A 26,828-nucleotide genomic window follows, 5' to 3' on the forward strand; every position below is an offset into this window, starting at 1 on the left:
AAAGCCACCGTCAATCGACGGTGGCTTTTTCGTTGGGCAGGACTGGACAGCACTACTTGCGCCAGAAGCTGGGCGAGAACAGCACCAGCACGGTCAATATCTCGAGACGCCCCATCAGCATGCCGAGGCACAGCAACCACTTGGCACTGTCCGGCAGGCTCGAGAAGTTGCCCGCCGGGCCGATGATCTCACCCAGCCCCGGGCCGACGTTGGTGACGGCCGTGGCGGCGCCGGTCACCGCGGTGACCAGATCCAGCCCGATGAACGACAGCGCCAGCGCCAGGCCACCGATGGTGATGAAGAAGAAGAACGAGAAGGCGATCACGGCGCGCACCACCTCATCGGGCAGCGCGCGGCCGTTGTAGCGCTGCGAGAAGACGCCATTGGCATGGATCAGCGAGCGCAGATGGTTGCCGAGCATGATCAGGCCGATCTGCAGGCGGAAGATCTTCATGCCGCCGCTGGTCGAGCCGCTGCAGCCGCCGACAAAGGTCAGATAGAAGAAGGCCACCACCGCAAAGGGCCCCCAGGCACTGTAGTCGTCGCTGGCGTAGCCGGTGGTCGTCACCACCGAGATGACATTGAAGGTCACCTGGGTCAGCGCCGTGAAGATGGCCTCGCCATTGACGACGCGATACAGCGTCAGCAAGGCGATCACCCATCCCAGCAGCCGCAGAAAGCCGCGCACCTGGGCATCACGCCACAGGACGCCGGCCTGATCCTGCCAGGCACGGATGAACAGCACGAAGGGCAGCGCCCCCAGCAACATGAAAGCCGAGGCCATCCACAGCAGATAGGGCCGGTCGGAATAGACGCCCATCGAGCTGTCGTAATTGGAGAAACCGCCGGTGGCCAGCGACGTCATGCCATGCACCAGCGCATCCAGCCAGTGCATGCCACCCAGCCAGTAACAGACGATGGCCAGCAAGGTCAGCCCGACGTAGACCAGCCCGATGGCCTTGGCCACGCCACCGGCACGCGGCAGCACCTTGTCGGACCAGTCCGAGGATTCGGTCTGGAACAGGCGCATGCCGCCGACCTTCAGAAACGGCAGGATCGCGATCGCCATCACGATGATGCCGATGCCGCCGACCCACTGCATCAGGCCGCGCCACAGCTTGAGACCATCCGAGAGCCCTTCGATGTCTGACAGCACGGTCGAGCCGGTGGTGGTGATCGCCGACACCGATTCGAACACGGCATCGGTCACGCCCAAGTGGGTGGCCCCGAAGATCAACGGCAGGCTCGAGTAGGCCGATACCAGTACCCAGCTCAGCGTCGTCAGCACGAACATCGCACGTGGCTTGAGCTGCAGCTCCACCTTGCGCGATACCGTCAGCATGATGGCCGCCGAGCCGAGCGTGATGCCCAGCGAGATCAGGAAGGCGCTGGCATCCGCATCCGCTTCGCCGAGCAACACCAGCAAGGGCGCCAGCATCATCAAGGCCACCACGCACAGCAGCAGGCCGAGCACCCGGATGACCGGCAACCACTCCGAGAGCGAGAGAAGGCGAACCAGCGCCTGCGAGTGCGCTCGGGTCGCCTGCCCTGCGCGCGCCCGTCTGCGCCGCCGTTTCGGCGCGCCAGCCTTCATGCCACCGACCTGTTGATGACAGTCATCATTGTGCGTCCTCAGCGTTTTACCCCATGACGCCCCGAGCGCCAGTTTCAGTGCGGCGATACCCTACACCCTCTTCCGCCGCTGTCCAGCGCCGCCACAGCGGTGACCCGCCGCAGGACATCACACCCCGACACCTCACGTCAGGTGCCTTGTGCCGCCCTGCAAGCTGCTATCCTGCCAACGACACGCGTAGCCACGCCGCCTGCTCAGTGCCAACACGCCTGAGTCCGGTTGGGCTGCCCAACCCCTGTACGGTACACTGAGGCCCCAATATGGCAACGATGCGTTCACGGACAAGAATCTCATGCGTCTGACTGATTGGCGAGCCTGGCAGGCGAGTGCGACCCGCACCGCCCACGACAGCCGCGTAGATATCACCCCCTCCCCGCGTGCCGAGCAAGTCCCGGCCATGCAGCGTCGTCGACTCAGCCCGGTCGGCCAGGCCTGCTGCAAGCTGCTGTTCGCGCTCGACCCTGACGCCGACCTGCCCATCATCCATGCCTCGCGCCATGGCGATACCGGCAAGATTCTCGCTCTGCTGGATGCCGCCACCCAGTCCGATGAGGCCCTGTCACCGGCGCGCTTCTCGCTCTCGGTGCACAACGCCGTGCTGGGCATGTACTCGATCACCGGCAAGTCCCATCAACCGCTGGAAGCCCTCGCCGCCTGTGGCAACGAATTCGAGGCGCTGATGAGCGAGGCGCTCGGCTATCTGAGCGAGCGCGAGGACGTCATCGTGCTGTTCTCCGATATCGCCGCACCGGAGGCCTTCCTGCACCACGGCGACTACCCGGTCTGTGCCAGCGCCGTCGCCCTGCGCCTGAGCCGCAGCAGTGACGACGACAGTGCATGGACACTGAGCGCCACGCCGGGCGAGACGTTGACGGACAGCGCCCCGACGCCACTTGAGGTCATCGCCTGGCTTGAGCAGGCCGGGAGCGAGACGCTCGTCTGTCGCCGCCATCACTGGCAGCTGAGCCGCGCTCACGCCGCCTCACCGACGCCACCAGCAGACTGATGCCGCGCATGCTGTCGTCTCCCCTCGGACGCCTGTGGCGTGGCATCGCCACGGCCATCAGCTTCCTGACCTTCGGGCTGGGCGGTTTGCTGGTGGGGGGAATGTGGCCACTGCTGACATTGGTGGTGCGCCGCCCCGACAAGCAACAGAAGCTTGCGCGCAGCATCATCCATCATTGCATGCGCGGCTTCGTGGCTCTGATGCGCGGCCTGGGCGTGCTCGACTATCGCCTGCACGACTGCGAGCGCCTGCAACGTCCGGGCCTGCTGGTGCTGGCCAATCACCCGACGCTGATCGATGTGGTCTTCCTGCTCGCGCTGATTCCCCACGCCGACTGCGTGGTCAAGGGGCGACTGGCGCGCAACCCCTTCACCCGTGGCCCCATCCGTGCCGCAGGCTACATCACCAATGAAGAGCCGCAGGGCGTGCTGGATGCCGCCCGCGAGAGCCTGGCCAAGGGCAACGCCCTGATCCTGTTCCCCGAAGGCACACGTAGCGTGCCCGGGCGCGCCCTGAAATTCCGCCGTGGTGCCGCCAACATCGCACTGCGCACGCCAAGCGAGATCACCCCCGTGCTGATCGACTGCCAGCCCAGCACCCTGACCAAGGGCGAGCCCTGGTATCACATCCCGGCCCGGCGGGTGATGCTCAACATCAAGGTGCTGCCGGACATGACGTCACATGTCGCACCGCCACCGGCAACAGAAGATGAGGTACCGCTGTCACGCGATGCCCGCCAGTTGACGCGCCGCCTGGCCAGCGACTTTGCCGCTGAACTGGCCGCCTTTCAGCAACGGATCCGCGAGTCATGACAGCGCGGTCAGCCATGCTGCCCTGATCTCGCTATTGATCCGATAGCGAGAAAAAGCGATTAAGATATTCGGCCTTCCCGCCGTTAATAAAGCCTGCTGCCATTCATACCGGCCATTATCGGTACGCCGACACGAGGAATACTCATGAGCGATAGCGCCAAGCTGGAACTGGAACTCAAGCAACTGATCATCGACACCCTGGAGCTTGAAGACATCACCCCGGACGACATCGTCGCCGATGAGCCGCTGTTCGTGGACGGCCTGGGGCTGGATTCGATTGACGCCCTGGAACTCGGTCTCGCGCTGCAGAAGCAGTACGGCATCACGCTGGACGCCGAAGCCGAGGACACCCGCGCGCATTTCGCCAGCCTCAATGCCCTGCGTGAACTCGTGGAGACCCGTCGTGAGCGCTGAGCAACAGACCGCGTCCCGCGAAGAGATCTACGCGCATGTCCGCAGCACCCTGATCGAGCTGTTCGAGATCGATGCCGCTGACATCCACCCCGAGGCGCTGCTCTATGAAGACCTCGACATCGACAGCATCGATGCGGTGGATCTGGTGGTCGAACTCAAGAAGTTCACCGGCCGACGCATCGACGCCAATGACTTCAAGAGCGTACGCAGCCTCGATGACGTCGTGACCGCCGTTGAGCAGCTGATGCAGCGCCAGGCATGACGTCATCGTCCTCTGGTCGAAGGCGGCGCCCGTCACTGCCGAGCCTGCTGCTCGGCGGGCTGGGTGTCGTGGCCGCCGTAGGCTGGCCGCTGCTGGTCTATGCCCTGCTCTCGCGGCTGACGGCAGACCCGGCGGGCGATGCGACCAGCGGACATGTCTCGCCCTGGGTGTGGGCACTGATCGCGCTGGGCGCCTTGTTGATCCAGCGTCTGCCCCTGCCGTTGATCCTGCGCCTGACGCTGGCCGCGCTGCTGATCATCATCAGCCTGCTCAGCGAGGCGGAACTGGGGTTGCGCGCCTATCCGGTGCTGGTCAATCTGGCCATGCTCAGCGTGTTCGCCACCAGTCTGTGGCGCGGCATGCCGGTCATCGAGCGCCTGGCACGTCTCAAGGAGCCTGATCTGCCCGCCGCCGGCGTGCGTTATACCCGCAAGGTCACCCGAGTGTGGTGCGGCTTCTTCGTCTTCAATGCCAGTGTGGCCGCGGCCACGGCGCTGTATGCCGACCTGGCGACCTGGACGCTCTACAACGGTCTGGTGAGCTACGTGCTGATGGGGCTGCTGTTCAGCGGCGAATGGCTGGTACGCCGTCGCCTGCGCCGCGCCGATGACTGAGCGCTCAGGCTGTCGCCCGTCAGCCGCCCGTTCCCGATGAATCCGACTTTCTGAAGAGTTGCCTGCCTCACATGCCTGATGCCCGCCAGCCTGCCAGCAGCGCCACTGAGCAAGACACCGCCCAGCGCGCCACCCCCCTCATACGTCAGGGCTGGCGTCAGCTCGCCCGACTCGCGCCCGAGGCACCGGCCTGCTGGCTGGCCAGTCCCGGTCAGCCGCTGCGCCCACTGAGTCGTGCCGCGCTGATGGCACGCGTCGATGCCTGGCATCAGTGGCTGGACAACCTGCCCACTGTGCATGCTGGCCGCCGGCCCGGCGCACGTTGGGTATTGTTCCAGCCCACGGCGCTTGGCGCCTGCGTGCAGCTGCTGGCGCTATGGGAGCGCGGCATGCTCGCCGTGCTGCCCGGCGATGACCGTCCGGATACCCTGGCCCGTCTGGCCGCGAGCAGTGATGGCCAGCTGCCCGAGACCAGCCCCGCTGGCTGGCCGACCGAGCCGCTCGATTCGAGCACCGCGCCATGTACACGCCCCGAGATCACGCCTGATGGCGCGCGTCTCGCGCTGGAGCTCTGCACCTCCGGCTCCACCGGCGAGCCGCTGCGCATCGCCAAGCGCTTCGATCAGCTCGAGGCCGAACTGGCCGTGCATCGCGCGTTGTGGCCGCTGGCGCCGGGCCCTTCAGACACCGACTCAGCGTCTGGGCCAGGCACAGACACCGTCAGCCTCAGCCAGGTCAGCCATCAGCACATCTATGGTCTGCTGGTGTCGCTGCTGCGCCCGCTCAGCGAAGGGGTGCCCTTTCTCAGCGAAGCCTGCCACTACCCGGAGCAGTTGGCCGCCGCCATCGCGCAGCTGTCCGGCCTCGGGCATCGCTGCCAGCTGGTCAGCTCGCCGGCCCAGCTGGCGCGCCTGCCCCAGGCCAATGACGAAAGCCGCGTGGCGGGACAGGTTCAGCATCAGGCTCAGGTGCTGCGGGTCTTCTCTTCAGGTGCTCCGCTACCGGCCGAGGCCGCCCGCCACGCCGAGCATTGCCTGCAGGCACCGGTGATCGAGATCTACGGCAGCACCGAAACGGGCGGCATCGCGCATCGTCGCCAGCACGAGACGCCCCACTGGACACCACTGCCCGAAGTCGAGCTGCGCTTCTCGCCCACCTTCGCGGTGCGCTCGCCGTTTCTGGAGCAGCCGGACCAGTGGTGGCAGCAGGCCGACAACGCCGCGCCGCTGACGACTGAACCTCTGCCGCCGGGCGATCAGAATGAAGCGCCATGCTTCCAGCTGCTGGGGCGCAGTGATCGGCTGGTCAAGCTGGCCGGCAAGCGGGTCTCGTTGAGCGCGGTGGAGCGCTGCCTCAGCGAGCAAGCGCAGGTGCTGGAGGTACGTTGCCTGCCGATGCCCACCCGCGATCACCGCCTGGGCGCAGTCGTGGTGATGGAGGAGAGCGCGCTGCCACAGGACCACGCCAGCCGCCGCGACCTGATCGCGCGTCTGCGCCGCGCGCTGATGCCGGGCTTCGAGCGCATCGCCCTGCCGCGCTACTGGCGCTTCGTCACGCGCCTGCCGCTGAATGCCCAGGGCAAGTTCACTGCGGACTCCGTCGCGCGGCTGTTTGCCGATCTCGACGATCATCGTCTGCCACGCTGGCTGGGCGAAACCTCCAGCGGCCCGCAGCAGCTGACGCTGGAAGCCGAGGTGCCCGACAGCCTGTGCTACCTCGGGGGTCATTTCGCCGCCCAGCCACTGGTGCCCGGCGTGGTGATGCTCAAGTGGGCACGCGATCTCGGCCGCCGCCTGCGCCTGACGGGCGTCGGCGTGGCGGAAAGTCGTTTTCAGCGTCTGGAACGCATCAAGTTCTCCAACCTGTTGCTGCCGGGCATGCGCTTCACGCTGGCCACGACACTGGTCGCCGACAGCCACGGTCTACGCGTCGACTTCCGTCTGGAATCCCGTGCGGGACTGCACGCCAGTGGCCGCTTGCGCTACGGTGCTGATACCGATAGCGCACCTCTCAGTTCGCCACTCAGTTCGCCACTTAGTTCACCCCAGCCGACACCCACACCGGAGGCGTCATGAGCCAACCCCAGGCGCCGATGACCGGCCACACATCCTCGCCCCCCGTCAGCGAGTCGCCACTGCGCGCCTGCGTGGTGATTCCGGTCTACGACCACCCCGCTACCATCGCCGGCGTGTGTGCGGGTCTGGCACCGCTCGGGCTGCCCATCGTGCTGGTGGATGATGGCTGCAGCGCGCCCTGCGCCGAGGTGCTGGATCAGCTGGCAGCCGAAGGTCATCACCTGGTGCGTCGTGAGCAGAATGGCGGCAAGGGTGCTGCCGTGCGCAGTGGGCTGCAGGCCGCCGAGCAGCTCGGCTTCACCCATGCCCTGCAGGTGGACGCCGATGGACAGCACGACGTCAGTGATCTGCCCGCCTTCCTCAACGGCATGCAGGAGAATCCCGACTGCCTGCAGATCGGCTATCCGCAATACGACGCCAGCGTGCCGCGCATCCGCTTCTATGGCCGCTACGCCTCGCACATCTGGGTATGGATCAACACCCTGTCACTGGCCATCCGCGACACCATGTGCGGCGTGCGCCTCTACCCGCTGGCCGCCACCAACCGGCTGCTGGCGCGTCATGCCTGTGGCGACCGCATGTCCTTCGACACCGAGGTGCTGGTGCGCTGGTACTGGGCCGATGGTGAGGTCGCCAACCTGCCGGTGCATGTCAGCTACCCCACCGGAGGCGTCAGTCACTTCCGCCCCGGTCACGACAACCTGTTGATCAGCGCCATGCACACGCGGCTGTTCCTCGGCATGCTGCTGCGCTCACCGAAACTTGCCTGGCGCACGCTGTCGGGACGCAATGGCAAGACATCATCCACTCATGTCAGTCGCCCCTCGCAGCCTGACGACGCGAAGGGGAAACACGAATGACCCATTGGGCACGCCTGTCGGAAACCGGCTCCACCACTGGCATGCGCCTGATGGTGACGATTCGTCGTCGCCTCGGTGCCTGGCCGTTTCGCATCGCGCTGTTTCCGGTGCTGGTGTGGTACTTCCTGCTGCGCGGGGTGGCGCGGCGCGCCTCCTTCGACTTCCTCAAGCGCCTCGAGCCAGAGCTTGGCGGCGTGCGCCTGTGGGCGAGAAGCTTTGCCCACTTCATGCAGTTCGGTGAGGCGATCATGGACAAGGTCTCGGCCTGGAGCGGCGAGATTCCGCTGTCCTCGCTGACCGGCACCGGCCCGGAAGACCTGCGCGACGCCGCGCTGCGTGGCGAGGGCGGCATCATCCTCGTCGCCCACCACGGCAATCTGGATGTGATCAATGCCATCGGCGAGCGCCACGACATCGACCTGTGCGCGCTGGTGCACACGCGCCACGCCGAGAAGTTCAATCAGCTGCTGGAGCAGGCCACCGGCCGCAAGCCGCCGCAGATGATCGAGGTCAGCGAGATCACGCCTGCCACTGCCATGGCACTGGGCGATCGCGTCAATCGCGGCGGCTTCGTGGTCATCGCCGCCGACCGCGTGCCGATTCCGCCCACCGTCGACGATGCCAAGGCCGATACCAACTCGGTCGAAGCCAACATGGCAGAAGGCAGCAGGCCCGCGTCGCCGGCCAGTGCCGCGGCCTCACCGCGCGTGCTGCACTGTGACTTCATCGATCAGCCCGCGCCCTTCCCGCAGGGGCCCTTCATGCTGGCCGCGCTGCTGCGCTGTCACGTCTATACCCTGAGCTGCATTCGCGAACAGGGCGGTGCCCATCCGCGTTTCCGGGTCGATTTCGCGCCCTTCGATGACAGCCGCGCCGTCAAGCGCAGCGGTCGTGAGGCGTGGATCCAGCAGGCCATGCAACGTCACGCCAGCCATCTGGAAGCGCGCGTGAAGCGCCATCCACTGCAGTGGTTCAACTTCTTCGACTTCTGGCATCAGGCGCCAGACAGCACGTCGGCTCCGAAACAGGACGCCTGATCCGCGCCGGGCCTGCGACAACGATGCTTCGCGCCCGGCTCTGCTGCCTTCACCTTGTTCGGCCTTCAAGTTCAGCGCATTTTCACGCTTATCTCTTCGCCAGGTACCTCGTCATGTCACAGCCCGCCACCTCTTCCTCCGCCCTGATGCTCGACGGCAGTGATATCACCCTCGAGCAGTTGATCGATGTCGCCGAAGGCCGCCGTGAGGTGCGCCTGACCCCGGATGCCGCCTTCCGCGCCCGTATCGAGGCCGGCCCGGCCCTGCTGGAACGCCTGCTGAAAGAGGAAGGCGTGGTCTACGGCGTCACCACCGGTTACGGCGATTCCGTGACGCGTGCCGTGCAGGGGGCCGATGACCTCGAAGCCCTGCCGCGCCACCTCTATACCTTCCACGGCTGTGGCATGGGCGCAAATCTGGATGTGGTCAGCAGTCGCGCGGTGGTGATGGTGCGCCTTGTCTCGCTGTGCCGTGGCGTCTCCGGGGTCAGCATGGCGCTGCTGGAGCGCCTCGTATGGCTGCTCAATCACGACATCCTGCCGCGCATTCCCGAGGAAGGCTCGGTGGGCGCCAGCGGTGACCTCACCCCGCTGTCCTATGTGGCCGCCGTGCTGTGTGGCGAGCGGGAAGTCTGGGTGCGCCCCAGTGCTGATCAGCCCCATGCGCTACGCCCGACGGCAGAGGTCTTCGCCGAGCACGGCCTGACGCCCTATGTGCTGCGCCCCAAGGAAGGCCTGGCACTGATGAACGGCACCGCCGTGATGACGGCCCTCGCCGCGCTGGCCTACGGCCGCACCACCTACCTCAGCCGCCTGAGCGCGCGCATCACCGCCCTCAGCGTGCAGGCGCTGGAAGGCAACCCCTACCACTTCGATGCCGACCTGTTCGCTGCCAAGCCGCACCCCGGTCAGGCCCGCGTGGCGCAGTGGCTGCGCGATGATCTGGCCCACCCGGCGGCGCCGGAAGTCGACGCCACGCCGATCAACTCGCCGCGCCTGCAGGACCGCTACTCGACGCGTTGTGCGCCGCATGTCATCGGCGTGGTCGAGGACAGCCTGAACTGGTGGCGCAGCTTTCTCGAGACCGAGCTCAACAGCGCCAACGACAATCCGCTGATCGATGTCGAGGCGGGCAAGATTCTCCACGGCGGCCACTTCTACGGCGGTCATGTGGCGATGGTGATGGACAGCCTTAAGACGGCGGTCGCCAACCTGGCCGACCTGCTCGACCGCCAGCTGGCCCTGCTGGTCGACAGCCGGTACAACCGTGGCCTGCCCAGCAACCTCAGCGGTGCCACGCCTGAACGCGCGCCGCTCAATCACGGCTACAAGGCGGTGCAGATCGGCGCCTCGGCCTGGACGGCGGAAGCCCTCAAGCTGACCATGCCCGCCAGCGTCTTCTCGCGCTCTACCGAGTGCCACAATCAGGACAAGGTCAGCATGGGCACCATCGCCGCGCGGGATGCGCTGCGCGTGCTGACACTGGTGGAGCAGGTCGCCGCCGCCACCCTGCATGCCGCCGTGCAGGGCAGCGAGCAGCGCGCCGACCTCACGGGTCAAGCCGCCACGCCGCCCAGACTGGCCGCCTTCACCCGTGAGCTGCGTGAAGACATCGCGCCCCTCGAGGAAGACCGCGCTCTGGAAGCCGACCTGCGCCTGCTGTGCGCGCGCATCCGTGAACGTCATTGGACCCTGAGCGCCGGCGAGGCCCACGCATGAGCGAAACAGCCTTGAGCGAGGAAAAAGCCTTGAGCGAGGCAGCATTGAACGAGAGACAAGCCATGAATCAGCCCACAGACACGCCGATGCCGACCGCCACGGTAGAGATGGAAGTGCCCTTCCACGACGTCGACATGATGGAAGTCGCCTGGCACGGCCATTACGTGCGCTATCTCGAGATCGCCCGCTGCAAGCTGCTCGACATGCTCGACTACAACTACCCGCAGATGCGCGATTCCGGCTACGCCTGGCCGGTGATCGACCTGCGCCTGCGCTATGCCGGCCCGGCACGCTTCGGTCAGCGCATTGCCGTCACCGCACGGCTGCGCGAGTGGGAGAACCGCCTCAAGCTCGACTACGTGATCCGCGATGTCGAGAGCGGCAAGCGCCTGACCCGTGGCTACAGCGTGCAGGTCGCCGTCGGGTTGGAGGATGGCGAGATGCTGCTGGCCTCACCGCCTGCGCTCAGCGAGCGGCTGGCGAAGTGGCAAGCCGAACAAGCGCTGACACACGCAAGCGATTCACCTGACTCCCCTTCCGACACCCGAGGAACGCCGTGATGACGTCACGCCTTGCCATTGCCGCCACTGCCCTGTTGCTGACTGCGAGTGTCTCCTGGACCAACGCTTCTTGGGCCAGCGACTCAGACGCCAGATTCGACGCCCGTGCCCTGACACAACAGCTGGCGCGCACCGCCCCGGTCTGCGGTGATTTTCAGCAGACGCGCTGGCTCGAGGATGTCGGCGCAGAGCTCGAGAGCCGGGGTCATTTCCGCCTGATCGGCGACCCTAACGCACCCGAAGGCCTGGTGTGGGAAACCACTTCGCCGATTGAAGACCGTCTCGAGATGCGTCCCGATGCCAGCCAAGGCCCGAATGGCGAACCGCTGCCGGCCGACCAGCAGGCGATGGCGGAGCTGCTGATCAGCTTCTTCCACGGCGACTGGCAGGCGCTGGAGGAGCACTTCTCCCTGACGTTGACGGGTACGCCGGAGGACTGGCAGGCCAGCCTGACGCCCAACGATGCTCGCCTCGCCGAGGCCATCGAGCACCTCGAGATCGACGGTGGCAGCTGGCTGGAACACGTGAACCTCGCCAGCGGCGACGGCGACCGTCTCGAGTTGACCCTCACCGCCGGCGGTCACTGCGAACGATGACATCACCCAGCCGTGAGTCACGCAATGGGCTGGATCGCGCCGTCTGGCGCTGGCTGTGGGCCGCCGCCCTGCTGCTGTGCGCGCTGCTGCTGGCCGCGAAGATCATCCCGCAGAGCCCATGGCGTGGGGCGATCGATACCCGCATCACCGCCATGCTGCCAGAGCAGGAACGCAGCCCGCTGGCGGCGCGCGCCGAATCGCTGGATGACACCGCCAACCGACTGGTGATTCTGGTCGGCGCAGACGATGCCAGCGCCGCCGCACGCAAGCAGCGTGACGCTGCCGCCCAGGCGCTGCGTCAGGCGCTCGCGCCCATCGCGAGACTGGATGACGGCAAGAGCCTCGAAAGCCTGCGCCTGCCGGCAGAGGTCCAGCCGGCGCTGATCGCCCCGTCGCTTGCAGGCCTGAGTGACGATGAGTGGCAGGCGCGCGCCCTCAGACAGCTGTTCCAGCCCGGCGGCCAGCGCGACCTGATCCGCGACCCCTTCGGTCTCGCCGGCGCCTGGCAGAGCTGGCTGACACCCGCCAACCTGTCGCTGTCCGGTGGCCAGCTGTTGCTGCGCGCGCCGACGTCAAGCGCTGACCAACCCGGCAACGGTTACCGCCTGATCAGCGCCACCCTCACCGGCAGCGCCTACGCGATGGGTGATCAGCAGGCGCTGGAGCAGGCCGTGAATGGCGTGAAAGCCGACTATCCCGACATTCAGCTGCTGCGTTCCGGGCTGGTCTTCCATGCAAGCTCAGGTGCCAAACAGGCCAGACAGGAAATGTCGACCATCGGGCTCGGCTCGCTGATCGGCGTGCTGCTGTTGCTGTGGGCGGTGTTCCGCACCCCACGGCGGCTGCCGTTGCTGCTGGTGCCGGTAGCCACGGGGGTGCTGTTCGCGCTGCCGCTGACCTGGTGGGCCTTCGGCAGCCTGCATGTGCTGACGCTGGCCTTCGGCGCCAGCCTGATCGGCATCTCGATCGATTACGTACTGCATCTGGAGTGCATGCGCCGACTGGCGACGAAGGGCCGTGGCGGACTCACTGCGTTATGGCCGGGCCTGACGCTGGGGCTGTGCTCCAGCCTCGCCGCCTATCTGGCCATCACCCTGACGCCGATGCCCGGCCTGCGCCAGATGGGCATGTTCGCGGCGCTCGGCTTGATCGGTGCCTGGCTGAGCGTGCGCCTGTGGCTGCCGCAACTGCCACTGCCGGCACAGGCCACCCGCGAGGACTCCCCCGCCGCCCGCGCCGCAGGCTGTCTGGCGCGCGCCATTCCCGGCAGGCGCAGCTGGCAGGCGCTGGGTCTGCTGCTGGTGGCCGCGCTGGCCAGCCTCTACGGACTGCGCAGCGATGACCGCCTTACTCAGCTCAACCCCTCGCCTGCGTCGCTGATCAACGAGCAACGCGAGGTCCAGCGCCTGCTCGCCGAACCGGACGGCCTGCGCTACCTGATCGTGCAGGCCGAGAATGACGCCGCCCTGCTCTCGCGCCTGCATGCGCTGGAAGGCACCTTTCAGCAGCTGAATGCCCAACAGCAGCTGGGCCATTGGGCGAGCCTCGCTCAGCAACTGCCGACGCTTGAACAGCAGCAGGCCAACCTCGGCACCATGCGTGAACGTACCCGCACCCTGCTGCCCCAGGTGCTGCGCACCGCAGGCCTGCCGCCCGAACTGGTCAAGCGCGCCGAGCAGGCCATCGCTGACGCCCACCCGCTGTGCCCGGCCGATTGGGTCGCGCTGCCCGCCGGTGAGATGGGCCAGCGACTGTGGCTCGACTCCCGCACCGCCGCCATCGGCATCGTGCGCTTCGGCGATGTCACGGCCGAGGGCAGCGCAGCGCTTGCACGCCTCGCCGCAGATGACGACAGCCTCGAGTATGTCGATCAGGTCGCCAGGCTCTCGACGACGCTGGGCAGAATTCGCAGCGAGATGGCCTGGCTGGTCGGCGGCGCGGTGGTCTTGATCAGTCTGCTGCTGGCGCTGCGCTATCGCCGCAGCACCTGGCGCGCCCTGCTGCCGCCGCTGGGAGGCCTGGTACTGACACTGGCGGCCCTGACGCTGGCAGGCGTCGGCCTCAACCTGTTCCATCTGCTGGGCCTGTTGCTGGTTCTGGGGATTGGCCTGGATGCGGGCATCTTCTGTGCCGAGCATCCGGCGCGCAGCGCAGAGAAAGGTAATCCCGCGCTCAGCGCGAAGGAAAAAGCCGAAAAAGGCAAAGCAGAGGCCAACACCAGCCGGGCATCGCAGGCCAGCCTGCTGGCGATTTCGCTGTCGTGTGCCTCCAGCCTGCTAGCCTTTGGATTGTTGAGCTTCAGTCAGACGCCGGCGCTGGCGGCACTGGGATTGGCTTGCCTGCTGGGGCTGAGCGCCACCTGGTGCCTGGTACCCTTCGCACGCAGTTGAGGCGGGTCTGAAGCGAGAGGCAAAAGCGAGAGGCAAGCAAGCCGCAGGGAACGCAGCGCAGCATCAACACATAACGACAACGATATCGATATCGACAACAACAGGGGACGAGGCCATGGAATCGGCAGATCGCAGCAACAACCCACCACGCAAGGAAGTCATCATCATCGGCGCCGGGCCTGCCGGTGCGGCGGCGGCAGCGTGGCTGGCGCGCGCGGGCCATGCGGTGCGCGTACTGGAGCGAAGTCACTTCCCGCGCTTCTCCATCGGCGAGAGCCTGCTGCCACGTTGCATGCAGCATCTGGAGGCCTGCGGCCTGCTGGAGGCCGCCGCTGCCGGAGGCTATCAGCGCAAGACCGGTGCGGCCTTCACCCGCCGCGGTGAGCATCGCGTCATCGACTTCCGCGACAAGTTCAGCGACGGCCCCGGCACCACCTGGCAGGTGGAGCGCGCCGACTTTGATCAGCGTCTGATCGAGGGCGCGCGGGCGGCAGGTGCCGAGGTCGAATTCGGCGTCACGGTCACGGGCTTCACTCCTGATCGCGCCGCCCAGAGCGACACCACCGGCCATGCCCAGGGGCCTTGCCTCACGCTGGAAGATGGCCGCGAGCTCAAGGCCGCCTTCGTGCTGGATGCCAGCGGCTATGGCCGCGTGCTGGCGCGGCTCGAATCGCTTGAGCGTGACCCGCGCCTGGAGCCGCGCATGGCGCTGTTCGGTCATGTCCACGATGGCATCGCCGGCCTCACGCCGCCCGCCGAGGGCTATCGCCGCGACAATATCCTGATCGCCTCGCACCCGGTGCATTCCGATGTCTGGTACTGGCTGATTCCCTTCGCCAATGGCCGCGCCTCGCTGGGCGTGGTCGGCCCGCGCGAGCTGATCGAGCCTGCCGCCGAAGACGATGCGCAGACACGCCTGTGGCAGTGGGTGATGGAAGAACCGCGCCTGGCGGAGCTGCTGCGTGATGCCACGCCCGCCAATGCCGTGCAGTCGCTGGGCGGTTACAGCGCCGATGTCAGCCGCCTGCATGGCCCGGGCTATGCGCTGCTCGGCAATGCCGGCGAGTTTCTGGACCCGGTGTTCTCCTCCGGCGTGACCATCGCGCTGGAATCGGCGCTGCGTGCCGCACCGCTGGTCGAGCGTGAGCTTACCGCGACCCGCGATGAGCAGCGCCCCGACTGGGACAGCGAATACGAGCAGCCATTGCGGCGGGGTATCGAGGTCTTCCGCGAGTTCGTCACCGCCTGGTATGACAGCCGCCTGACCGACATCATCTATCACCCGAGCTCGCCGGATCGCATTCGCCAGATGATCAGCTCGGTGCTCGCCGGCTACGCCTGGGACACGGCCAACCCCTTCGTCAGCGCCAGTCGCCGCCGTCTGACGGCCCTTGCCAGACTGACCGCGCCCGAGCAGGCAATCACGCCTGACAGGGTGCAGGAAAGCGACCCGGTCGCTGGCCTGAGCGCCTTCGGTCGCACAGCAAGCGTCGGCGAGAACAGGTAAAGTAGCCTCATGAACAACATGCCTTTCGTCTCTCACGCTGATTCCACAGGACTGCGCAGCCGCCTCAGGCTGGCCAGCCTTGCCGTGGCCGCCGGTCTGCTGTTGAGCGGCTGCAGCCTGCTCGCCCCGCAGCCGCTACAGGCTGCCAGCCCGATGCCGACGCTTGCGAGTCTCGAGAAGACCAGTACCCAACGTCTGATTCTGCGTGTGGCGCGTATAGAGAGTGAAGGCGGCGCGCAGCGTGCTGTTGATGCTGACGAGAGTGCGCAGGAGCGCAACCTGCCGCCTCTCATCGGCGTACTGCACCAATCGCCCGAGGCCATGCGGCTGGTCATGCTCAGCGTGCAGGGCCAACGCCTGCTGACGCTGGTACATGACGCCGACGGCAGCCGTTTCGAGAAGGCACGCCCGGAAGTGCTCGAGAAGCTGCCCTTCACCGCCGACTGGCTGGCACGGCGTATCGCCTGGGTGCACTGGCCGCAGGCCGCGATCGATACCGCCTTTGCGAACACAGGCTGGCAGCTGGTACAACGCGGCGACTGGCAGCAACCTCGTCAGCCCGCGCAGCGCATCATCCTGCAAGACGATGTGACCATCGCCGAGCTGACCCGCGATGCCAGCGGCCGCGTGACACTGCGCGACCCGGCGGCCGACATGCAGCTGACGCTGGAACCGCTGGCAGCGCCCAGCACACAGAACGCCCCTGACGACTCACCGGAAGCTCCCGCGCATGACTGAATCTGTTGCAACCGTGGCCACTGCTACCACGAAGGGCCGCGACACTGGCAACGCCTGCCGCCTGTCACGCCCCGGCATCGTCTGTCCGCTGGGCGCAGACCACGGCCTGATCAGCAGTGCGCTGTTCAGCGCCAGCCGTGGCCTGCGTGTCAGCGATGACTTCAGCCCCGGCACGCCGCTGTCACTGGGACGCGTCACCGCGCGGCTGGTGGATGACAGTGACTGGCCGGCCCCGCTGCGCTCACGCAACAATCGGCTGCTGGCCACCGCGCTTGAGCAGCTGGCACCGGAGCTTGAGGCTCTCAAGCGCCAGGGCATCGCGCCGGAGCGCATCGGTGTGGTGCTCGGTACCAGCACCTCCGGCATCGGGGAAACGGAAGCCGCGATGGACGCCCAGCGCGCCGCCGTCGCTCAGGGCACGCCGAGCGCCGACAGCTGGCCGGAGAACTTTGAATACCGCCGTCAGGAACTGGGCGCACCCGCCGAGTGCGTGGCCTGGTTGAGTGGCGCGCGCGGGCCGGTCTATACCCTGTCCACCGCCTGCACCTCCAGCGCCAAGGCGCTGGCCAGTGCACGGCGTCTGCTGGCCTCCGGCCAGTGCGATGCGGTGATCGCCGGTGGTGCCGACAGCCTGTGCCACATGACGGTGAAGGGTTTCATGAGCCTGGAGGCCGTCAGCCGCAAGGAGAGCCTGCCGCTGGGGGCCGAACGCGATGGCATCAATCTGGGCGAGGCCGCGGTGCTGTTCGTGGTCACGCCGGAGCGTGGCGGCGTACAGCTGACCGGCGTCGGTGAATCCAGCGATGCCCATCATATTTCCGCGCCCTGCCCCGATGGCAGCGGCGCCGAGGCCGCCATGCGCGGCGCGCTCGCCAGTGCCGGTCGCGCCCCCGGCGAGATCGACTACATCAACCTGCACGGCACTGCCACGCCACTCAATGATGCGATGGAAAGCCTCGCCATCAGCCGCCTGTTCGGTGCCGCTGTCGATCCTGACAGCGGTTCTGATGCCGGTGCCGATTCTGATATCGATCAGCTCCGCCTGCCCGCCGTCAGCTCGACCAAGGCCCTCACCGGCCACACGCTGGGCGCCTGCGGGGCACTGGAAGCCGCCTTCTGCTGGCTGGCGCTGGAACATGGCCGTCTGCCGCCGCATGCCACGCCGCGTGAAGCGCTGGACCCGACACTGCCCGCGCTCAACATCGTCTATCGTGACCGCCCCGAGACCCCGCCGCTCAGAGTGATGAGCAATGCCTTCGCCTTCGGCGGCAACAATATCTCGCTGGTGCTGGAGCGCCACACCCCCGACCCGGAGTCCTCTGCATGCTGACCCCGAGCACCGACCCCGACTCAACGACTGCCCCTGACACACCTGCTGGCGAGGCGTGCTATCCCGCCATGCCCTGCGCCATCGCCCCCTATGTGCCCCATGATGCCGGCATGTGCCTGCTGGATAGCGTCCTGCGTTGTGACGAGCACTCGCTGAGCGCCGACATCACCCCGACGCCAGACAACCTGTTCGCCGAGCAGAATGCCGACGGCCAGTCCGTAATTCCCGCCTGGGTCGGGCTTGAATGGATGGCGCAGGCCATCGCTGCCTGGTCGGGTATTCAGGCCGCGCGCAGCGGTCAGCCGCCACGGGTCGGCTTTCTGCTCGGCAGTCGCCGCTATGAGAGCGAAGTCGCCGCCTTTTCCTGCGACTGTCGCTGGCAGATTCATGTTCAGCTCGACTATCGCGCCGACAACGGTCTGGGCGCCTTCGAGGCCACCATCAGCGACGAGCACGGCACCACTGTCGCCCGTGCCGGCGTCAATGTCTTCGAACCCGCGCCCGAGGCGCTGCCCTCCGCGGCGTCTACACAAGCCCCCGCTCAAGAATCCTCACCCGGACAGCAGGATGCTGCCGGTGCCTCATCGCAAGGTAATGTCTGATGTCTGTCACATCCCCCACTACTGAAACTGCCACCGCCGCCCATGAGACACGCGAGTGGATTCTGGTCACCGGCTCCAGCCGGGGTATCGGCCGCGCCATCGCGCTGCGTCTGGCCCGCGAAGGCTACAACCTGGTGCTGCATTGTCGCTCGCGCCGTGACGCTGCCGAGGAGGTCGCGCGTGAGATCAGCGCCCTGGGCGGTGAATCGCGCATCCTGAGCTTCGATGTCGCCGATCGCGAGGCCGCGCGCAGCGCGCTGGAAGCCGATATCGAGACACATGGCTGCTACTACGGAGTGGTCTGCAATGCCGGTATCCATGCCGACAACGCCTTCCCGGCGCTCACCGATGAAGACTGGGACAGCGTGATCCGCACCAATCTCGATGGCTTCTACAACGTCATCAAGCCGCTTTCCATGCCGCTGGTGCGCCGCCGCAAGCCGGGGCGCATCATCGTGATGTCGTCGGTGTCGGGCATGATGGGCAATCGGGGACAGGTCAACTATTCCGCCGCCAAGGCGGGGCTGATCGGCGCGGTCAAGGCGCTGGCGGTGGAGCTGGCCAAGCGCCGCATCACCGTCAATGCCGTCGCACCGGGCGTCATCGCCACCGAGATGACCGAAGGCGTCGAGATGGAAGAGGCGCTGAAGATGATTCCCATGCGCCGCGCGGGGGAAGCCGAGGAAGTCGCCGCCACCGTGGCCTTCCTGTGCTCGAAGGACGCCGGCTACATCACCCGCCAGACCATCGCGGTGAACGGGGGCATGTTCTGATGACAGCTTCCTCTCACGCGTTGCGCGGCAGACGTGTCGTGGTCACCGGCATGCATGGCTTCTCGCCCATCGGCAATGACTGGCCGACCCTGCGCGCCAACCTGGCCGCCGGGCGCACCGGCATCCGCTATATCGAGGACTGGGACAAGTACGACGGCCTCAACACCCGTCTCGGCGCGCCGGTCAACGATTTCGAACTGCCGAAACACTACAACCGCCGCGCGCTGCGCAGCATGGGGCGTGTGGCGCAGCTGGCGACCCGCTCCAGCGAGCTGGCGCTGGAAGCCGCGGGACTGAGTGACAGCCCGCTCAAGGAGAGCGGCCAGATGGGCATCGCCTACGGCGCCTCCGCCGGGGAGCCGGATGCGGTGGCCGATTTCGGCAACATGCTGATCAACCACTCCACCGACGGGCTCAGCGCCAATTCCTATATCCGCATGATGGCGCACACCGCGCCGGTCAATATCGGCGTCTTCCTCGGCATCAAGGGACGGATTCACACCACCTCCAGCGCCTGCACCTCGGGCAGTCAGGGCATCGGTTACGCCTATGAGGCGATCCGCTTCGGCCGCCAGACCGCGATGGTCGCCGGTGGCTGCGAGGAGCTGTCCGCCGCCGACGCCGCCGTGTTCGATACCCTGTTCGCCACCAGCACCTGCAATGAGCGCCCGGACCTGTCACCGCGGCCCTTCGATGCCGAACGTGATGGCCTGGTGATCGGCGAAGGCGCCGGTACGCTGATTCTGGAAGAGCTGGAACACGCCCTGGCGCGCGGCGCGACCATCCATGCCGAGATTCTCGGCTTCGGCACCAACTCCGATGGCCGCCATGTCACCCGGCCGGACGCCAACATGATGGAAGCCGCGATGCGCATGGCGCTGGAGGATGCCGGTGTCGAGGCCTCAGAGATCGGCTATGTCAGCGCCCATGGCACCGCCACCGAGCGCGGCGATATCGCCGAGAGCCACGCCACCCATGCCGTGTTCGGCGATTCCACGCCGATCAGCGCCTTCAAGAGTTTCACCGGCCATACCCTGGGTGCCTGTGGCGCGCTGGAGGCCTGGATCGCCATCGAGATGATGCGTGAGGGCTGGTTCCACGGCACCGCCAATCTCACCAGTCTCGACCCGCGCTGCGCGCAGCTCGACTACCTCACCGGCGCAGGCCGCGAGATCGAGACGGACACCGTGATGAGCAACAACTTCGCCTTCGGTGGCATCAATACCTCGCTGATTCTGCGTCGCTGGCAGGAGTGACTCCACTGCGAGCGAGCTAGCGCACGACTGTCGCTACCAGACGACTTTGCAGCGGGTCAGTTCTGGCGCAAGATACGCGCCCGCTGCATGGTCTATGGTGTGATTGGCTCACGCCTTTGGCTGTCTGACGGCGATATTCGTTGGCATCGAGCCAGTCAATCACACGGTAAGGAGAGGTTTCACATGGCGTCATCCGTTGCTCAGTCATTCTCTTGGGTGTTGCGTGCCACTCGCTCTGCACGAGGCATGGCAATGGGCACCGCCCTGGTGATCGGCACTGCCAGCCTGCTGGCCTCCGCGCCGGCAGAGGCGCGGGACACGCAGCACTTCCTGCCGATCATGCCGGTGATGGCCAGCACTGCGGCCAGTCAGCGACTGGGCAAGGACGTGGCCTTCTTCTTCGGTGACAAGCAGCCCTACGAGCGCATCGAGAAGCGCGGCTGGGCACGGGTGAACCCGAAGACCAACGCGACCAACAAGAGCGATGCGGAAGCCTGTCGCTGGGTGTTCCTGTCGGCGCTGCGTGAGCTGCAGGAGAAGGCGCGCGAATACGGGGCCAATGCGGTCATCAACATTCGCAGCGACTATGACAAGGTGCCCTATTCCAGCAGCGAGAAGTACGAGTGCCATGCAGGCAATATCGTCGCGGGCGTCGCGTTGCGTGGGGACCTGGTGATCCTGCATCCGAAGAACTGATTCGCCATCATGACGGCCAGGGAAGGCAAGAATGTGCGTGAGGCAGGCGAGCCGGTTGAGGATAACTCGGCAGGCGAGCCTGCGATGCGCCCGACCGATCACCCTGCCTATCGCTGCGTGGTGCTGGGATATGCTGCAGCGGATGGCTCCGCTTCTCCGAGCACGGGCTCGCTGAACACTGATTCACTGAGCACAGGTTCGCCAAGTCTTGAGCCGCTGAGTGCCGAGCCGCTGATCTCGCATGATCCCCACGCCCTCGCCGCCGCCTTGGTATCTGCGACTGGCGGCGATGCCTGCGCCTTGCCGAATCCCTGCTCTGCATCTTCCTCTCGGCCAGCCCGCCTGTGGCTGGCCGAGGCGTGTGTGCTGCCAGCCTCCTGTGCTGATTCGGCTGCCCCCTCTATCAACTCCTCGGCTGAGGCTTCTCGCCGTCGCTCGCTGCGCGCTCGACATGCGGATGTGGATAACGCGGACACTTCCGTGTCATCTGCCAAAGTCCGCCGTCGCCAGCAACGTGAAGCCGAATCGCACCTCGCCCGCCTTCTGCTCGGTGAACTCGCCGCTGCTCAAGGCATCCAGCTTGCGCTGGCCGACTGGTCGCCGCGTGGCCAGGCACCCCATCACCCTGCGCTACCGGCGGGCTTCTACGTCTCCATCGCCCACCGCCACGGCCATGTCCTCGTCGGCCTCGCCACCGCCCCGCTCGGGCTGGACCTCGAATACCGCAACCCCCACCACATCCACGACCTCGACGCCCGTATCGCCATGCTGCCTACAGACGCACGCGAACGCCTCGCTGAAGCATCACACCGCAGCGAGACAGAACGTTTAGATTGCTTTTATCGGGAATGGGTAATATATGAGGCCACTATAAAACTGTTAGGCTAGCAGTATAAAAAGCTAGCGATCACAACTATTATTATAAGTCGATATTAAAAACAATGACATGGCTCCAGCAAGATTTACCGCAAGTTCTGCATGCCTTGCCTGAGGTTTTACAGGATTTTTTCCTTGGCCGTGAGCATCCCCAAGCTTATTACGAAGACTACCTAAGCCTGACACGATCCCCGAGCACCCACCCAAAATTTGCTTATAAATTAATTCACTATGTTGCTCTGAAGCTAAGTTCAAAGCCTTAGCAGTTTTCTTATACAGCTCTGGGAGCTCAACAGATAGACTATTATATTCTATACCTTTACGATCAAGAATATGCTTACAAGTGCTCTCCAACATACTCCGTGAAATCGTTATCGCTCCCTCTGGATCATTGATCTTACGAGATAGAGCTTTAGTCCAAGCATAGTGTATTGAATCTACATCAAAAGCTTTCAAAATATCATCAATACTTTTTCTTGCAGGATGAAGATCTCCAGACTCAAGATAGCTAAGTAGTGGAGCTAGTTCATCGGTTAAAAAAGATCTACGTTCTTGATAAGTTTTAAAGCGATTCTTTATAAACATCCAAAACTGGCTCAAATCTCTGTTAACTCTGAGCCAACTAGGTATAAATTCTTTCAAATTTTCATTTCTGACTAGTTCATCACGTAGGATTTTATAATGCTGATCATTACCATCTCCACCGGTAGCATGCATTAACAAGAGATTTTGCAAGTATTGGCCTTTTTCGTATGCTGAATTTAATTCATCCATTATATTTATACAACCTCGAATTAGATTATGGCTAAGTAAAATTAATAACGTTTATTTATACTGCACACTAAAATATTCGGCATAACCTTCTTTTAGCTTGAACAAAAAATACATCATTGTAACAAGGCCTAAAGCAGTTAGAAAATATTTGTTAAAGCCAAACAAATCCGTGTAGATTAAAATTAACACGCAAACGAACAAATTAACAACTGGAAAATAATACATCGCCTTGTCTTTACATCCAAGATAGACCTTCCTTGCAAATATAAATGGCAACCATACAAGCATAAACCAAGTTCCATATTCGATTAACTCTACACTGATCAGGATCTGCTCATGAGAGCCGAAGATATAAAAAGAGACGAGCGCCCCTAAACCAAGAAAAAAAGTGGTCAGTGAGGATAGAATACCTACTTCGATACCAACATTGAGATATGCCCGAATGATTGCAGAGAGAAAGCGAGGTAATGTAAAGTTAAAAAACTCACATAAAAAAGCAACACTTAAGCATATGCAAGAAATCAAGAAGGCTGGCCCAGTTGCTATAAACTCTTGTATGAAAACAAGATAACTACTAGGATCGAAACTATAAACCTCTAAAAGTGATGATACAACACCTAACAAAAAAGCAAGAGAGGAAAAAACAAGCACTGGTTGAATTATACCTAAATCATACTGATGTGAACCAGCACATTTCCGAAAAAAAACTCTACATCTATTAAATAAAAAATTAAAAAACAAGACAATATACTTGATGCCTTTTATACACATAGGAAATCTTCGATTTAATTAAAGTAACCCGCCAGAGAAATCTCTGGCGGGATTAGAAAAATCATACTGCTAATTACTTGACCGCAGCGACCACGGTAATTTCACACAGCAGTTCCGGGCTGGCCATGGCGGCTTGTACGCAGGCACGGGCGGGGGCGTGACCTTGTGGCACCCAGGTGTCCCAGATGTCGTTGAAGGTCTTGAAGTCGTCCATTGTCTTGAGATAGACGGTGGCGGAGAGCAGGTGCTCGCGGTCGGTGCCGACTTCTTCCAGCAGCGCATCGACACGCGCGAGCATGCTGTTGGCTTGATCGGTGATATCACTGAAGCGTTGTTCCGGCCCGGCGACCTGACCACACAGGTAGATGGTGTTGTTGTGGATCACGGCGCGGCTCATGCGCGGCTTGGTGTCATGGCGTTGGATGTTCATCGAGAGTGTCCTTGTGCTGTTCTTCTTGGGGAGTGGAAAAATGCCGCCAGCGGCGCTGATGCAGAAAAGACCGCTGTCGAAGCAGGGTGAAGTCAGTCCATCAGCGTTCCAGATTCGCGCGAGCGGCGCAACGCGACCTGCGGGGAATATTGCCCTGTATCAGAGGAACCTGTGGTTTCACGCGTGCTGCCACTGATGCAGGGAATGCGTGTAGACGTGCGTGCACTTACGACCCTCGATATACCCGGCCGCCGTTAGGCCGGTGCTAGCACAATGATGCCCGCCAGACAGCAAGACGCCGCGCCCGAGAGATTTCGGAAGCGCGGCGTCACGGCAATGATGGAATGGCTCGCTTATCAGCCGATGCCAAGAGAGCCACAAAAGCGGCTCAAAGACGGCTCAGCGCAGAATCAGCAGCGGCACCGTGGCGTTGCGAATCATCTCGGTGGTGGTGCTGCCGACCAGCAACTGGCGAATGCGCGAATGGCCGTAGGCGCCCATCACCAGCATGTCGATGGCGTGCTCCTTGGCATATTCGCGCAGACAGGCTTCCACCTCCCCCGCTTTGAAGCTGGCCTGCACGCTGAAACCTGCCGCGGTGAGGGTGTCGCGCGCGGCGTCCAGCGGGGCCTGATGTTCCACAGTTTCCGCGCCGACCATCACCAGATGCAGCTCAGCGCCTTGCAGCAGCGGGCTTGCCGCCAACACCTCGACGGCGCGCTTGATGGTGGTGCTGCAATCGAAGGCGATCAGCACCCGCGTCGGCACAGCGAACTCACCCGGCACCACCAGCACGGGACGATGCAGGCTGCGAATCACGCGCTCCAGATTGCTGCCCAGGTGCTCGCTGGCCTGCTCCGCCCCTTCACCGCGCTTGCCGATCACCAGCAGGCGGATCTCGTCCTCAAGCTCCGCGAGTGTCTCGACCAGCTCGCCATTGCGCTGGCGTGGGCGCGGCTCCGCGATGCCCGCCCGCACGGCGCGCTCGTAGGCGGCCTCCAGCATCAGGCGGCCCTGCTCCTGGGCGATGCGCCCGCGTTGCTCATCCAGGGTAGCGAGCTCTTCCAGCAGATGCTCGCGCGCGCCGAGCCCGATGCTGCCGGAGAGATCACTGTTGGTCTCGCCCACCCCTTCCTGGCGGTCGATCACATGCAGGAAGCTCAGCGGCGCCGAGAGACGTTGGCTTGCCCATACGGCGGCATCACACACGGAGACGGCAAAGGCGGAGCCGTCAATGCAGGCGGTGACCTTGTCATGGCCTGTCAGGGCACTGGCAGAGGATTGGCTCATGGCGTGCTTCCTTATGCTGACGATCAAGGTGGCGCTTCAGGCGCCTGTTTCGAGATTACCACTTTCCGACCCCACCAACGCAAACGGCGGGCAGCCCATGAAGGACTGCCCGCCGTCTATACGCATCAATCACGCTGCTGTCGCCACCGGCCATGATCAGGCGGGCGGCGCCAACGCGATCAATGACCCATCAGCTTCTCGACCGCGTCCGGCTTGTCATGCACCGCGAAGCGATCCACCAGCGTGGCGCTGGCTTCGTTGAGGCCACGCACCTCGACCTCGGTACCCTCGCGGCGGAACTTGACCACCACGGTGTCCAGCGCGCCGATGGCGGTGATGTCCCAGAAGTGCGCACGGCTGACGTCGATGACGACACGCTCGACGGTCTCCTTGAGGTCAAAACCGGCCTGGAACTGTTCGCTGGAGGCGAAGAACACCTGACCGACCACGCGGTATTCGCGGGTACGGCCATCGGCATTCATGTCGCTGCCGATATGCAGCACCTGACCGATCTTGTTGGCGAAGAACAGCGCCGAGAGCAGCACGCCGACCAGCACGCCGATCGCCAGGTTGTGGGTCGCGACCACGACGGCCACGGTGCCCAGCATGACGATGTTGGTGGACATCGGGTGAGTCTTGAGATCACGGATCGACTGCCAGGAGAAGGTGCCGATGGAGACCATGATCATCACCGCGACCAGTGCGGCCATCGGAATCTGCGAGACCCACGGGCCGAGGAACACGACCAGAATCAGCAGCACGACACCCGCCACCATGGTGGAGAGACGTGTACGACCACCGGACTTCACGTTGATCATCGTCTGGCCGATCATCGCGCAACCCGCCATGCCGCCGAGGAAGCCGGTGACGACGTTGGCTGCGCCCTGGCCCTTGCACTCACGGTTCTTGTCGGACGGCGTGTCGGTCAGGTCATCGACCAGCGTGGCCGTCATCAGGGATTCCAGCAGGCCCACGACCGCCAGCGGCAGCGAGTACGGCAGGATGATCCACAGGGTTTCCAGATTGAAGGGGATGTCCGGAATCAGGAACACCGGCAGGCTGTCGGGCAGCTCGCCCATGTCGCCGACGGTGCGGATATCCAGACCGACGACCATGGCGAAGATGGTCAGCACGATGATGCAGACCAGCGGCGACGGCAGCAGCTTGCCGACCTTCGGCACCAGCGGCAGCAGGTAGATGATGCCGAGACCGGCCGCCGTCATGGCGTAGACGTGCCAGGTGACGTTGGTCAGCTCCGGCAGCTGGGCCATGAAGATCAGGATCGCCAGCGCATTGACGAAGCCGGTGACCACCGAGCGCGACACGAAGCGCATCAGCGAGCCAAGCTTGAAGTAGCCGAAGATGATCTGGATCACGCCGGTCAGCACGGTGGCGGCCAGCAGGTATTCCAGGCCGTGGTCCTTGACCAGGTCGACCATCAGCAGTGCCATGGCACCGGTGGCGGCGGAGATCATGCCCGGACGGCCACCGGCGATGGCGGTCACCACGGCGATGGAGAAGGAGGCATACAGGCCGACCTTGGGGTCGACACCGGCAATGATGGAGAAGGCGATGGCTTCGGGGATCAGGGCCAACGCCACCACCAGGCCGGACAGGATGTCGGGCCGGAGGTTGGAGAGCCACTGCTGTTTGAGGCTGCTTGTCATCGAGTCGTCCGCAACAGGTTGGGGAAGGTGGTGTGCGTGCTGAATCCTGGCGCTGTCGAGTCAGTCTGACGTCCGGTTGTGGCACTCTTCATCACTGCCGTCAGGGGCAGTGCCGCTCGCGCCTGGCTCGCGTCGTGAAGT

General features: G+C 64.3%; 26 protein-coding genes. 20 read left to right on the forward strand and 6 right to left on the reverse strand.

Annotated elements, in window-relative coordinates; all coding sequences use genetic code 11:
• Window positions 1-52: 52 nt before the first annotated feature.
• Window positions 53-1,594: a TrkH family potassium uptake protein gene (locus F8A90_RS13560; protein WP_200017463.1), complete on the reverse strand. Its 1,542-nt coding sequence runs from the start codon at window positions 1,592-1,594 to the stop codon at window positions 53-55.
• Window positions 1,595-1,925: 331 nt separating this feature from the next.
• Between F8A90_RS13560 and F8A90_RS13565 the strand changes: the two genes are divergently transcribed.
• The 20 genes from F8A90_RS13565 to F8A90_RS17605 all read left to right on the forward strand — a co-directional run bounded on the left by F8A90_RS13565 (window position 1,926) and on the right by F8A90_RS17605 (window position 21,767).
• Window positions 1,926-2,639: a beta-ketoacyl synthase chain length factor gene (locus F8A90_RS13565; RefSeq protein WP_200017464.1), complete on the forward strand. Its 714-nt coding sequence runs from the start codon at window positions 1,926-1,928 to the stop codon at window positions 2,637-2,639.
• Window positions 2,640-2,647: 8 nt separating this feature from the next.
• Window positions 2,648-3,451 carry a lysophospholipid acyltransferase family protein gene (locus F8A90_RS13570; RefSeq protein ID WP_200017465.1) on the forward strand — a complete coding sequence of 268 codons (804 nt, stop codon included), beginning with the start codon at window positions 2,648-2,650 and terminating at the stop codon, window positions 3,449-3,451.
• A 144-nt stretch (window positions 3,452-3,595) separates the two neighbouring features.
• Window positions 3,596-3,865: a phosphopantetheine-binding protein gene (locus tag F8A90_RS13575; RefSeq protein WP_200017466.1), complete on the forward strand. Its 270-nt coding sequence runs from the start codon at window positions 3,596-3,598 to the stop codon at window positions 3,863-3,865.
• Entirely contained in the window at window positions 3,855-4,127 is a 273-nt protein-coding gene (locus F8A90_RS13580) for an acyl carrier protein (RefSeq protein ID WP_233593332.1), read from the forward strand. The genes F8A90_RS13575 and F8A90_RS13580 overlap by 11 nt, the downstream gene beginning before the upstream one ends.
• Window positions 4,124-4,741 carry a hypothetical protein gene (locus F8A90_RS13585; RefSeq protein WP_233593333.1) on the forward strand — a complete coding sequence of 206 codons (618 nt, stop codon included), beginning with the start codon at window positions 4,124-4,126 and terminating at the stop codon, window positions 4,739-4,741. Before F8A90_RS13580 ends, F8A90_RS13585 begins: the two co-directional genes overlap by 4 nt.
• Window positions 4,742-4,812: 71 nt before the next feature.
• Window positions 4,813-6,816, forward strand: coding sequence for an AMP-binding protein (locus tag F8A90_RS13590; protein ID WP_200017467.1), 2,004 nt, complete (start codon window positions 4,813-4,815; stop codon window positions 6,814-6,816).
• Entirely contained in the window at window positions 6,813-7,676 is an 864-nt protein-coding gene (locus tag F8A90_RS13595) for a glycosyltransferase family 2 protein (RefSeq protein ID WP_233593334.1), read from the forward strand. Before F8A90_RS13590 ends, F8A90_RS13595 begins: the two co-directional genes overlap by 4 nt.
• Window positions 7,673-8,713, forward strand: a complete 1,041-nt coding sequence (locus F8A90_RS13600; protein ID WP_200017468.1) for a glycosyl transferase — start codon at window positions 7,673-7,675, stop codon at window positions 8,711-8,713. The genes F8A90_RS13595 and F8A90_RS13600 overlap by 4 nt, the downstream gene beginning before the upstream one ends.
• 113 nt (window positions 8,714-8,826) lie before the next feature.
• Window positions 8,827-10,431 (forward strand): HAL/PAL/TAL family ammonia-lyase, encoded by a 1,605-nt coding sequence (locus F8A90_RS13605; RefSeq protein ID WP_200017469.1) that lies wholly within the window; start codon window positions 8,827-8,829, stop codon window positions 10,429-10,431.
• Between the two features lie 62 nt (window positions 10,432-10,493).
• On the forward strand, window positions 10,494-10,991 hold the full coding sequence (locus F8A90_RS13610) for an acyl-CoA thioesterase (protein ID WP_166018895.1): 498 nt from the start codon (window positions 10,494-10,496) through the stop codon (window positions 10,989-10,991).
• Window positions 10,991-11,587: a LolA-related protein gene (locus F8A90_RS13615; protein ID WP_200017470.1), complete on the forward strand. Its 597-nt coding sequence runs from the start codon at window positions 10,991-10,993 to the stop codon at window positions 11,585-11,587. The genes F8A90_RS13610 and F8A90_RS13615 overlap by 1 nt, the downstream gene beginning before the upstream one ends.
• Window positions 11,584-13,977 carry an MMPL family transporter gene (locus tag F8A90_RS13620; protein ID WP_200017471.1) on the forward strand — a complete coding sequence of 798 codons (2,394 nt, stop codon included), beginning with the start codon at window positions 11,584-11,586 and terminating at the stop codon, window positions 13,975-13,977. The genes F8A90_RS13615 and F8A90_RS13620 overlap by 4 nt, the downstream gene beginning before the upstream one ends.
• A 115-nt stretch (window positions 13,978-14,092) precedes the next feature.
• Window positions 14,093-15,484: an NAD(P)/FAD-dependent oxidoreductase gene (locus F8A90_RS13625; RefSeq protein WP_200017472.1), complete on the forward strand. Its 1,392-nt coding sequence runs from the start codon at window positions 14,093-14,095 to the stop codon at window positions 15,482-15,484.
• 9 nt (window positions 15,485-15,493) lie between these two features.
• Window positions 15,494-16,222: a DUF3261 domain-containing protein gene (locus F8A90_RS13630; RefSeq protein ID WP_200017473.1), complete on the forward strand. Its 729-nt coding sequence runs from the start codon at window positions 15,494-15,496 to the stop codon at window positions 16,220-16,222.
• Window positions 16,215-17,552 (forward strand): beta-ketoacyl-ACP synthase, encoded by a 1,338-nt coding sequence (locus F8A90_RS13635; protein ID WP_200017474.1) that lies wholly within the window; start codon window positions 16,215-16,217, stop codon window positions 17,550-17,552. The genes F8A90_RS13630 and F8A90_RS13635 overlap by 8 nt, the downstream gene beginning before the upstream one ends.
• Window positions 17,546-18,154: an ApeP family dehydratase gene (locus F8A90_RS13640; protein WP_200017475.1), complete on the forward strand. Its 609-nt coding sequence runs from the start codon at window positions 17,546-17,548 to the stop codon at window positions 18,152-18,154. The genes F8A90_RS13635 and F8A90_RS13640 overlap by 7 nt, the downstream gene beginning before the upstream one ends.
• Entirely contained in the window at window positions 18,154-18,927 is a 774-nt protein-coding gene (gene fabG / locus F8A90_RS13645) for a 3-oxoacyl-ACP reductase FabG (RefSeq protein ID WP_200017476.1), read from the forward strand. The genes F8A90_RS13640 and fabG overlap by 1 nt, the downstream gene beginning before the upstream one ends.
• Window positions 18,927-20,183: a beta-ketoacyl-ACP synthase gene (locus F8A90_RS13650; RefSeq protein ID WP_200017477.1), complete on the forward strand. Its 1,257-nt coding sequence runs from the start codon at window positions 18,927-18,929 to the stop codon at window positions 20,181-20,183. The genes fabG and F8A90_RS13650 overlap by 1 nt, the downstream gene beginning before the upstream one ends.
• Before the next feature lie 183 nt (window positions 20,184-20,366).
• Window positions 20,367-20,879 carry a heavy metal-binding domain-containing protein gene (locus F8A90_RS13655; protein WP_200017478.1) on the forward strand — a complete coding sequence of 171 codons (513 nt, stop codon included), beginning with the start codon at window positions 20,367-20,369 and terminating at the stop codon, window positions 20,877-20,879.
• A gap of 9 nt (window positions 20,880-20,888) precedes the next feature.
• Entirely contained in the window at window positions 20,889-21,767 is an 879-nt protein-coding gene (locus tag F8A90_RS17605) for a hypothetical protein (RefSeq protein ID WP_233593335.1), read from the forward strand.
• 12 nt (window positions 21,768-21,779) lie between these two features.
• Here F8A90_RS17605 and F8A90_RS17610 read toward each other — a convergent pair whose 3' ends face one another.
• The 5 genes from F8A90_RS17610 to F8A90_RS13685 all read right to left on the reverse strand — a co-directional run bounded on the left by F8A90_RS17610 (window position 21,780) and on the right by F8A90_RS13685 (window position 26,687).
• Window positions 21,780-22,529: an abortive infection family protein gene (locus tag F8A90_RS17610; protein WP_233593336.1), complete on the reverse strand. Its 750-nt coding sequence runs from the start codon at window positions 22,527-22,529 to the stop codon at window positions 21,780-21,782.
• A 51-nt stretch (window positions 22,530-22,580) separates the two neighbouring features.
• On the reverse strand, window positions 22,581-23,180 hold the full coding sequence (locus F8A90_RS13670; protein ID WP_200017480.1) for a hypothetical protein: 600 nt from the start codon (window positions 23,178-23,180) through the stop codon (window positions 22,581-22,583).
• Between the two features lie 193 nt (window positions 23,181-23,373).
• A complete protein-coding gene (locus F8A90_RS13675) occupies window positions 23,374-23,730 on the reverse strand; it encodes a RidA family protein (protein WP_200017481.1) in 357 nt (118 codons plus the stop codon).
• Between the two features lie 399 nt (window positions 23,731-24,129).
• On the reverse strand, window positions 24,130-25,020 hold the full coding sequence (locus tag F8A90_RS13680) for a universal stress protein (protein ID WP_200017482.1): 891 nt from the start codon (window positions 25,018-25,020) through the stop codon (window positions 24,130-24,132).
• Window positions 25,021-25,199: 179 nt separating this feature from the next.
• Window positions 25,200-26,687 carry a SulP family inorganic anion transporter gene (locus F8A90_RS13685; RefSeq protein WP_054555610.1) on the reverse strand — a complete coding sequence of 496 codons (1,488 nt, stop codon included), beginning with the start codon at window positions 26,685-26,687 and terminating at the stop codon, window positions 25,200-25,202.
• Window positions 26,688-26,828 lie beyond the last annotated feature (141 nt).

This window comes from Cobetia sp. cqz5-12, assembly GCF_016495405.1.
GTDB lineage: Bacteria > Pseudomonadota > Gammaproteobacteria > Pseudomonadales > Halomonadaceae > Cobetia.

What these genes read in the sequence shown, in the direction of transcription:
- F8A90_RS13560 (WP_200017463.1), bottom strand. Translation starts at nt 1,594, where the DNA reads ATGAAGGCTGGCGCGCCGAAACGGCGGCGCAGACGGGCGCGCGCAGGG.
- F8A90_RS13655 (WP_200017478.1), top strand. Translation starts at nt 20,367, where the DNA reads ATGGCGTCATCCGTTGCTCAGTCATTCTCTTGGGTGTTGCGTGCCACT.
- F8A90_RS13635 (WP_200017474.1), top strand. Translation starts at nt 16,215, where the DNA reads ATGACTGAATCTGTTGCAACCGTGGCCACTGCTACCACGAAGGGCCGC.
- F8A90_RS13565 (WP_200017464.1), top strand. Translation starts at nt 1,926, where the DNA reads ATGCGTCTGACTGATTGGCGAGCCTGGCAGGCGAGTGCGACCCGCACC.
- F8A90_RS13575 (WP_200017466.1), top strand. Translation starts at nt 3,596, where the DNA reads ATGAGCGATAGCGCCAAGCTGGAACTGGAACTCAAGCAACTGATCATC.
- F8A90_RS13570 (WP_200017465.1), top strand. Translation starts at nt 2,648, where the DNA reads ATGCTGTCGTCTCCCCTCGGACGCCTGTGGCGTGGCATCGCCACGGCC.
- F8A90_RS13650 (WP_200017477.1), top strand. Translation starts at nt 18,927, where the DNA reads ATGACAGCTTCCTCTCACGCGTTGCGCGGCAGACGTGTCGTGGTCACC.
- F8A90_RS13630 (WP_200017473.1), top strand. Translation starts at nt 15,494, where the DNA reads ATGAACAACATGCCTTTCGTCTCTCACGCTGATTCCACAGGACTGCGC.
- F8A90_RS13625 (WP_200017472.1), top strand. Translation starts at nt 14,093, where the DNA reads ATGGAATCGGCAGATCGCAGCAACAACCCACCACGCAAGGAAGTCATC.
- fabG (WP_200017476.1), top strand. Translation starts at nt 18,154, where the DNA reads ATGTCTGTCACATCCCCCACTACTGAAACTGCCACCGCCGCCCATGAG.
- F8A90_RS13680 (WP_200017482.1), bottom strand. Translation starts at nt 25,020, where the DNA reads ATGAGCCAATCCTCTGCCAGTGCCCTGACAGGCCATGACAAGGTCACC.
- F8A90_RS13685 (WP_054555610.1), bottom strand. Translation starts at nt 26,687, where the DNA reads ATGACAAGCAGCCTCAAACAGCAGTGGCTCTCCAACCTCCGGCCCGAC.
- F8A90_RS13675 (WP_200017481.1), bottom strand. Translation starts at nt 23,730, where the DNA reads ATGAACATCCAACGCCATGACACCAAGCCGCGCATGAGCCGCGCCGTG.
- F8A90_RS13620 (WP_200017471.1), top strand. Translation starts at nt 11,584, where the DNA reads ATGACATCACCCAGCCGTGAGTCACGCAATGGGCTGGATCGCGCCGTC.
- F8A90_RS13605 (WP_200017469.1), top strand. Translation starts at nt 8,827, where the DNA reads ATGTCACAGCCCGCCACCTCTTCCTCCGCCCTGATGCTCGACGGCAGT.
- F8A90_RS13590 (WP_200017467.1), top strand. Translation starts at nt 4,813, where the DNA reads ATGCCTGATGCCCGCCAGCCTGCCAGCAGCGCCACTGAGCAAGACACC.
- F8A90_RS13600 (WP_200017468.1), top strand. Translation starts at nt 7,673, where the DNA reads ATGACCCATTGGGCACGCCTGTCGGAAACCGGCTCCACCACTGGCATG.
- F8A90_RS17605 (WP_233593335.1), top strand. Translation starts at nt 20,889, where the DNA reads ATGACGGCCAGGGAAGGCAAGAATGTGCGTGAGGCAGGCGAGCCGGTT.
- F8A90_RS17610 (WP_233593336.1), bottom strand. Translation starts at nt 22,529, where the DNA reads ATGGATGAATTAAATTCAGCATACGAAAAAGGCCAATACTTGCAAAAT.
- F8A90_RS13585 (WP_233593333.1), top strand. Translation starts at nt 4,124, where the DNA reads ATGACGTCATCGTCCTCTGGTCGAAGGCGGCGCCCGTCACTGCCGAGC.
- F8A90_RS13610 (WP_166018895.1), top strand. Translation starts at nt 10,494, where the DNA reads ATGAATCAGCCCACAGACACGCCGATGCCGACCGCCACGGTAGAGATG.
- F8A90_RS13615 (WP_200017470.1), top strand. Translation starts at nt 10,991, where the DNA reads ATGACGTCACGCCTTGCCATTGCCGCCACTGCCCTGTTGCTGACTGCG.
- F8A90_RS13640 (WP_200017475.1), top strand. Translation starts at nt 17,546, where the DNA reads ATGCTGACCCCGAGCACCGACCCCGACTCAACGACTGCCCCTGACACA.
- F8A90_RS13595 (WP_233593334.1), top strand. Translation starts at nt 6,813, where the DNA reads ATGAGCCAACCCCAGGCGCCGATGACCGGCCACACATCCTCGCCCCCC.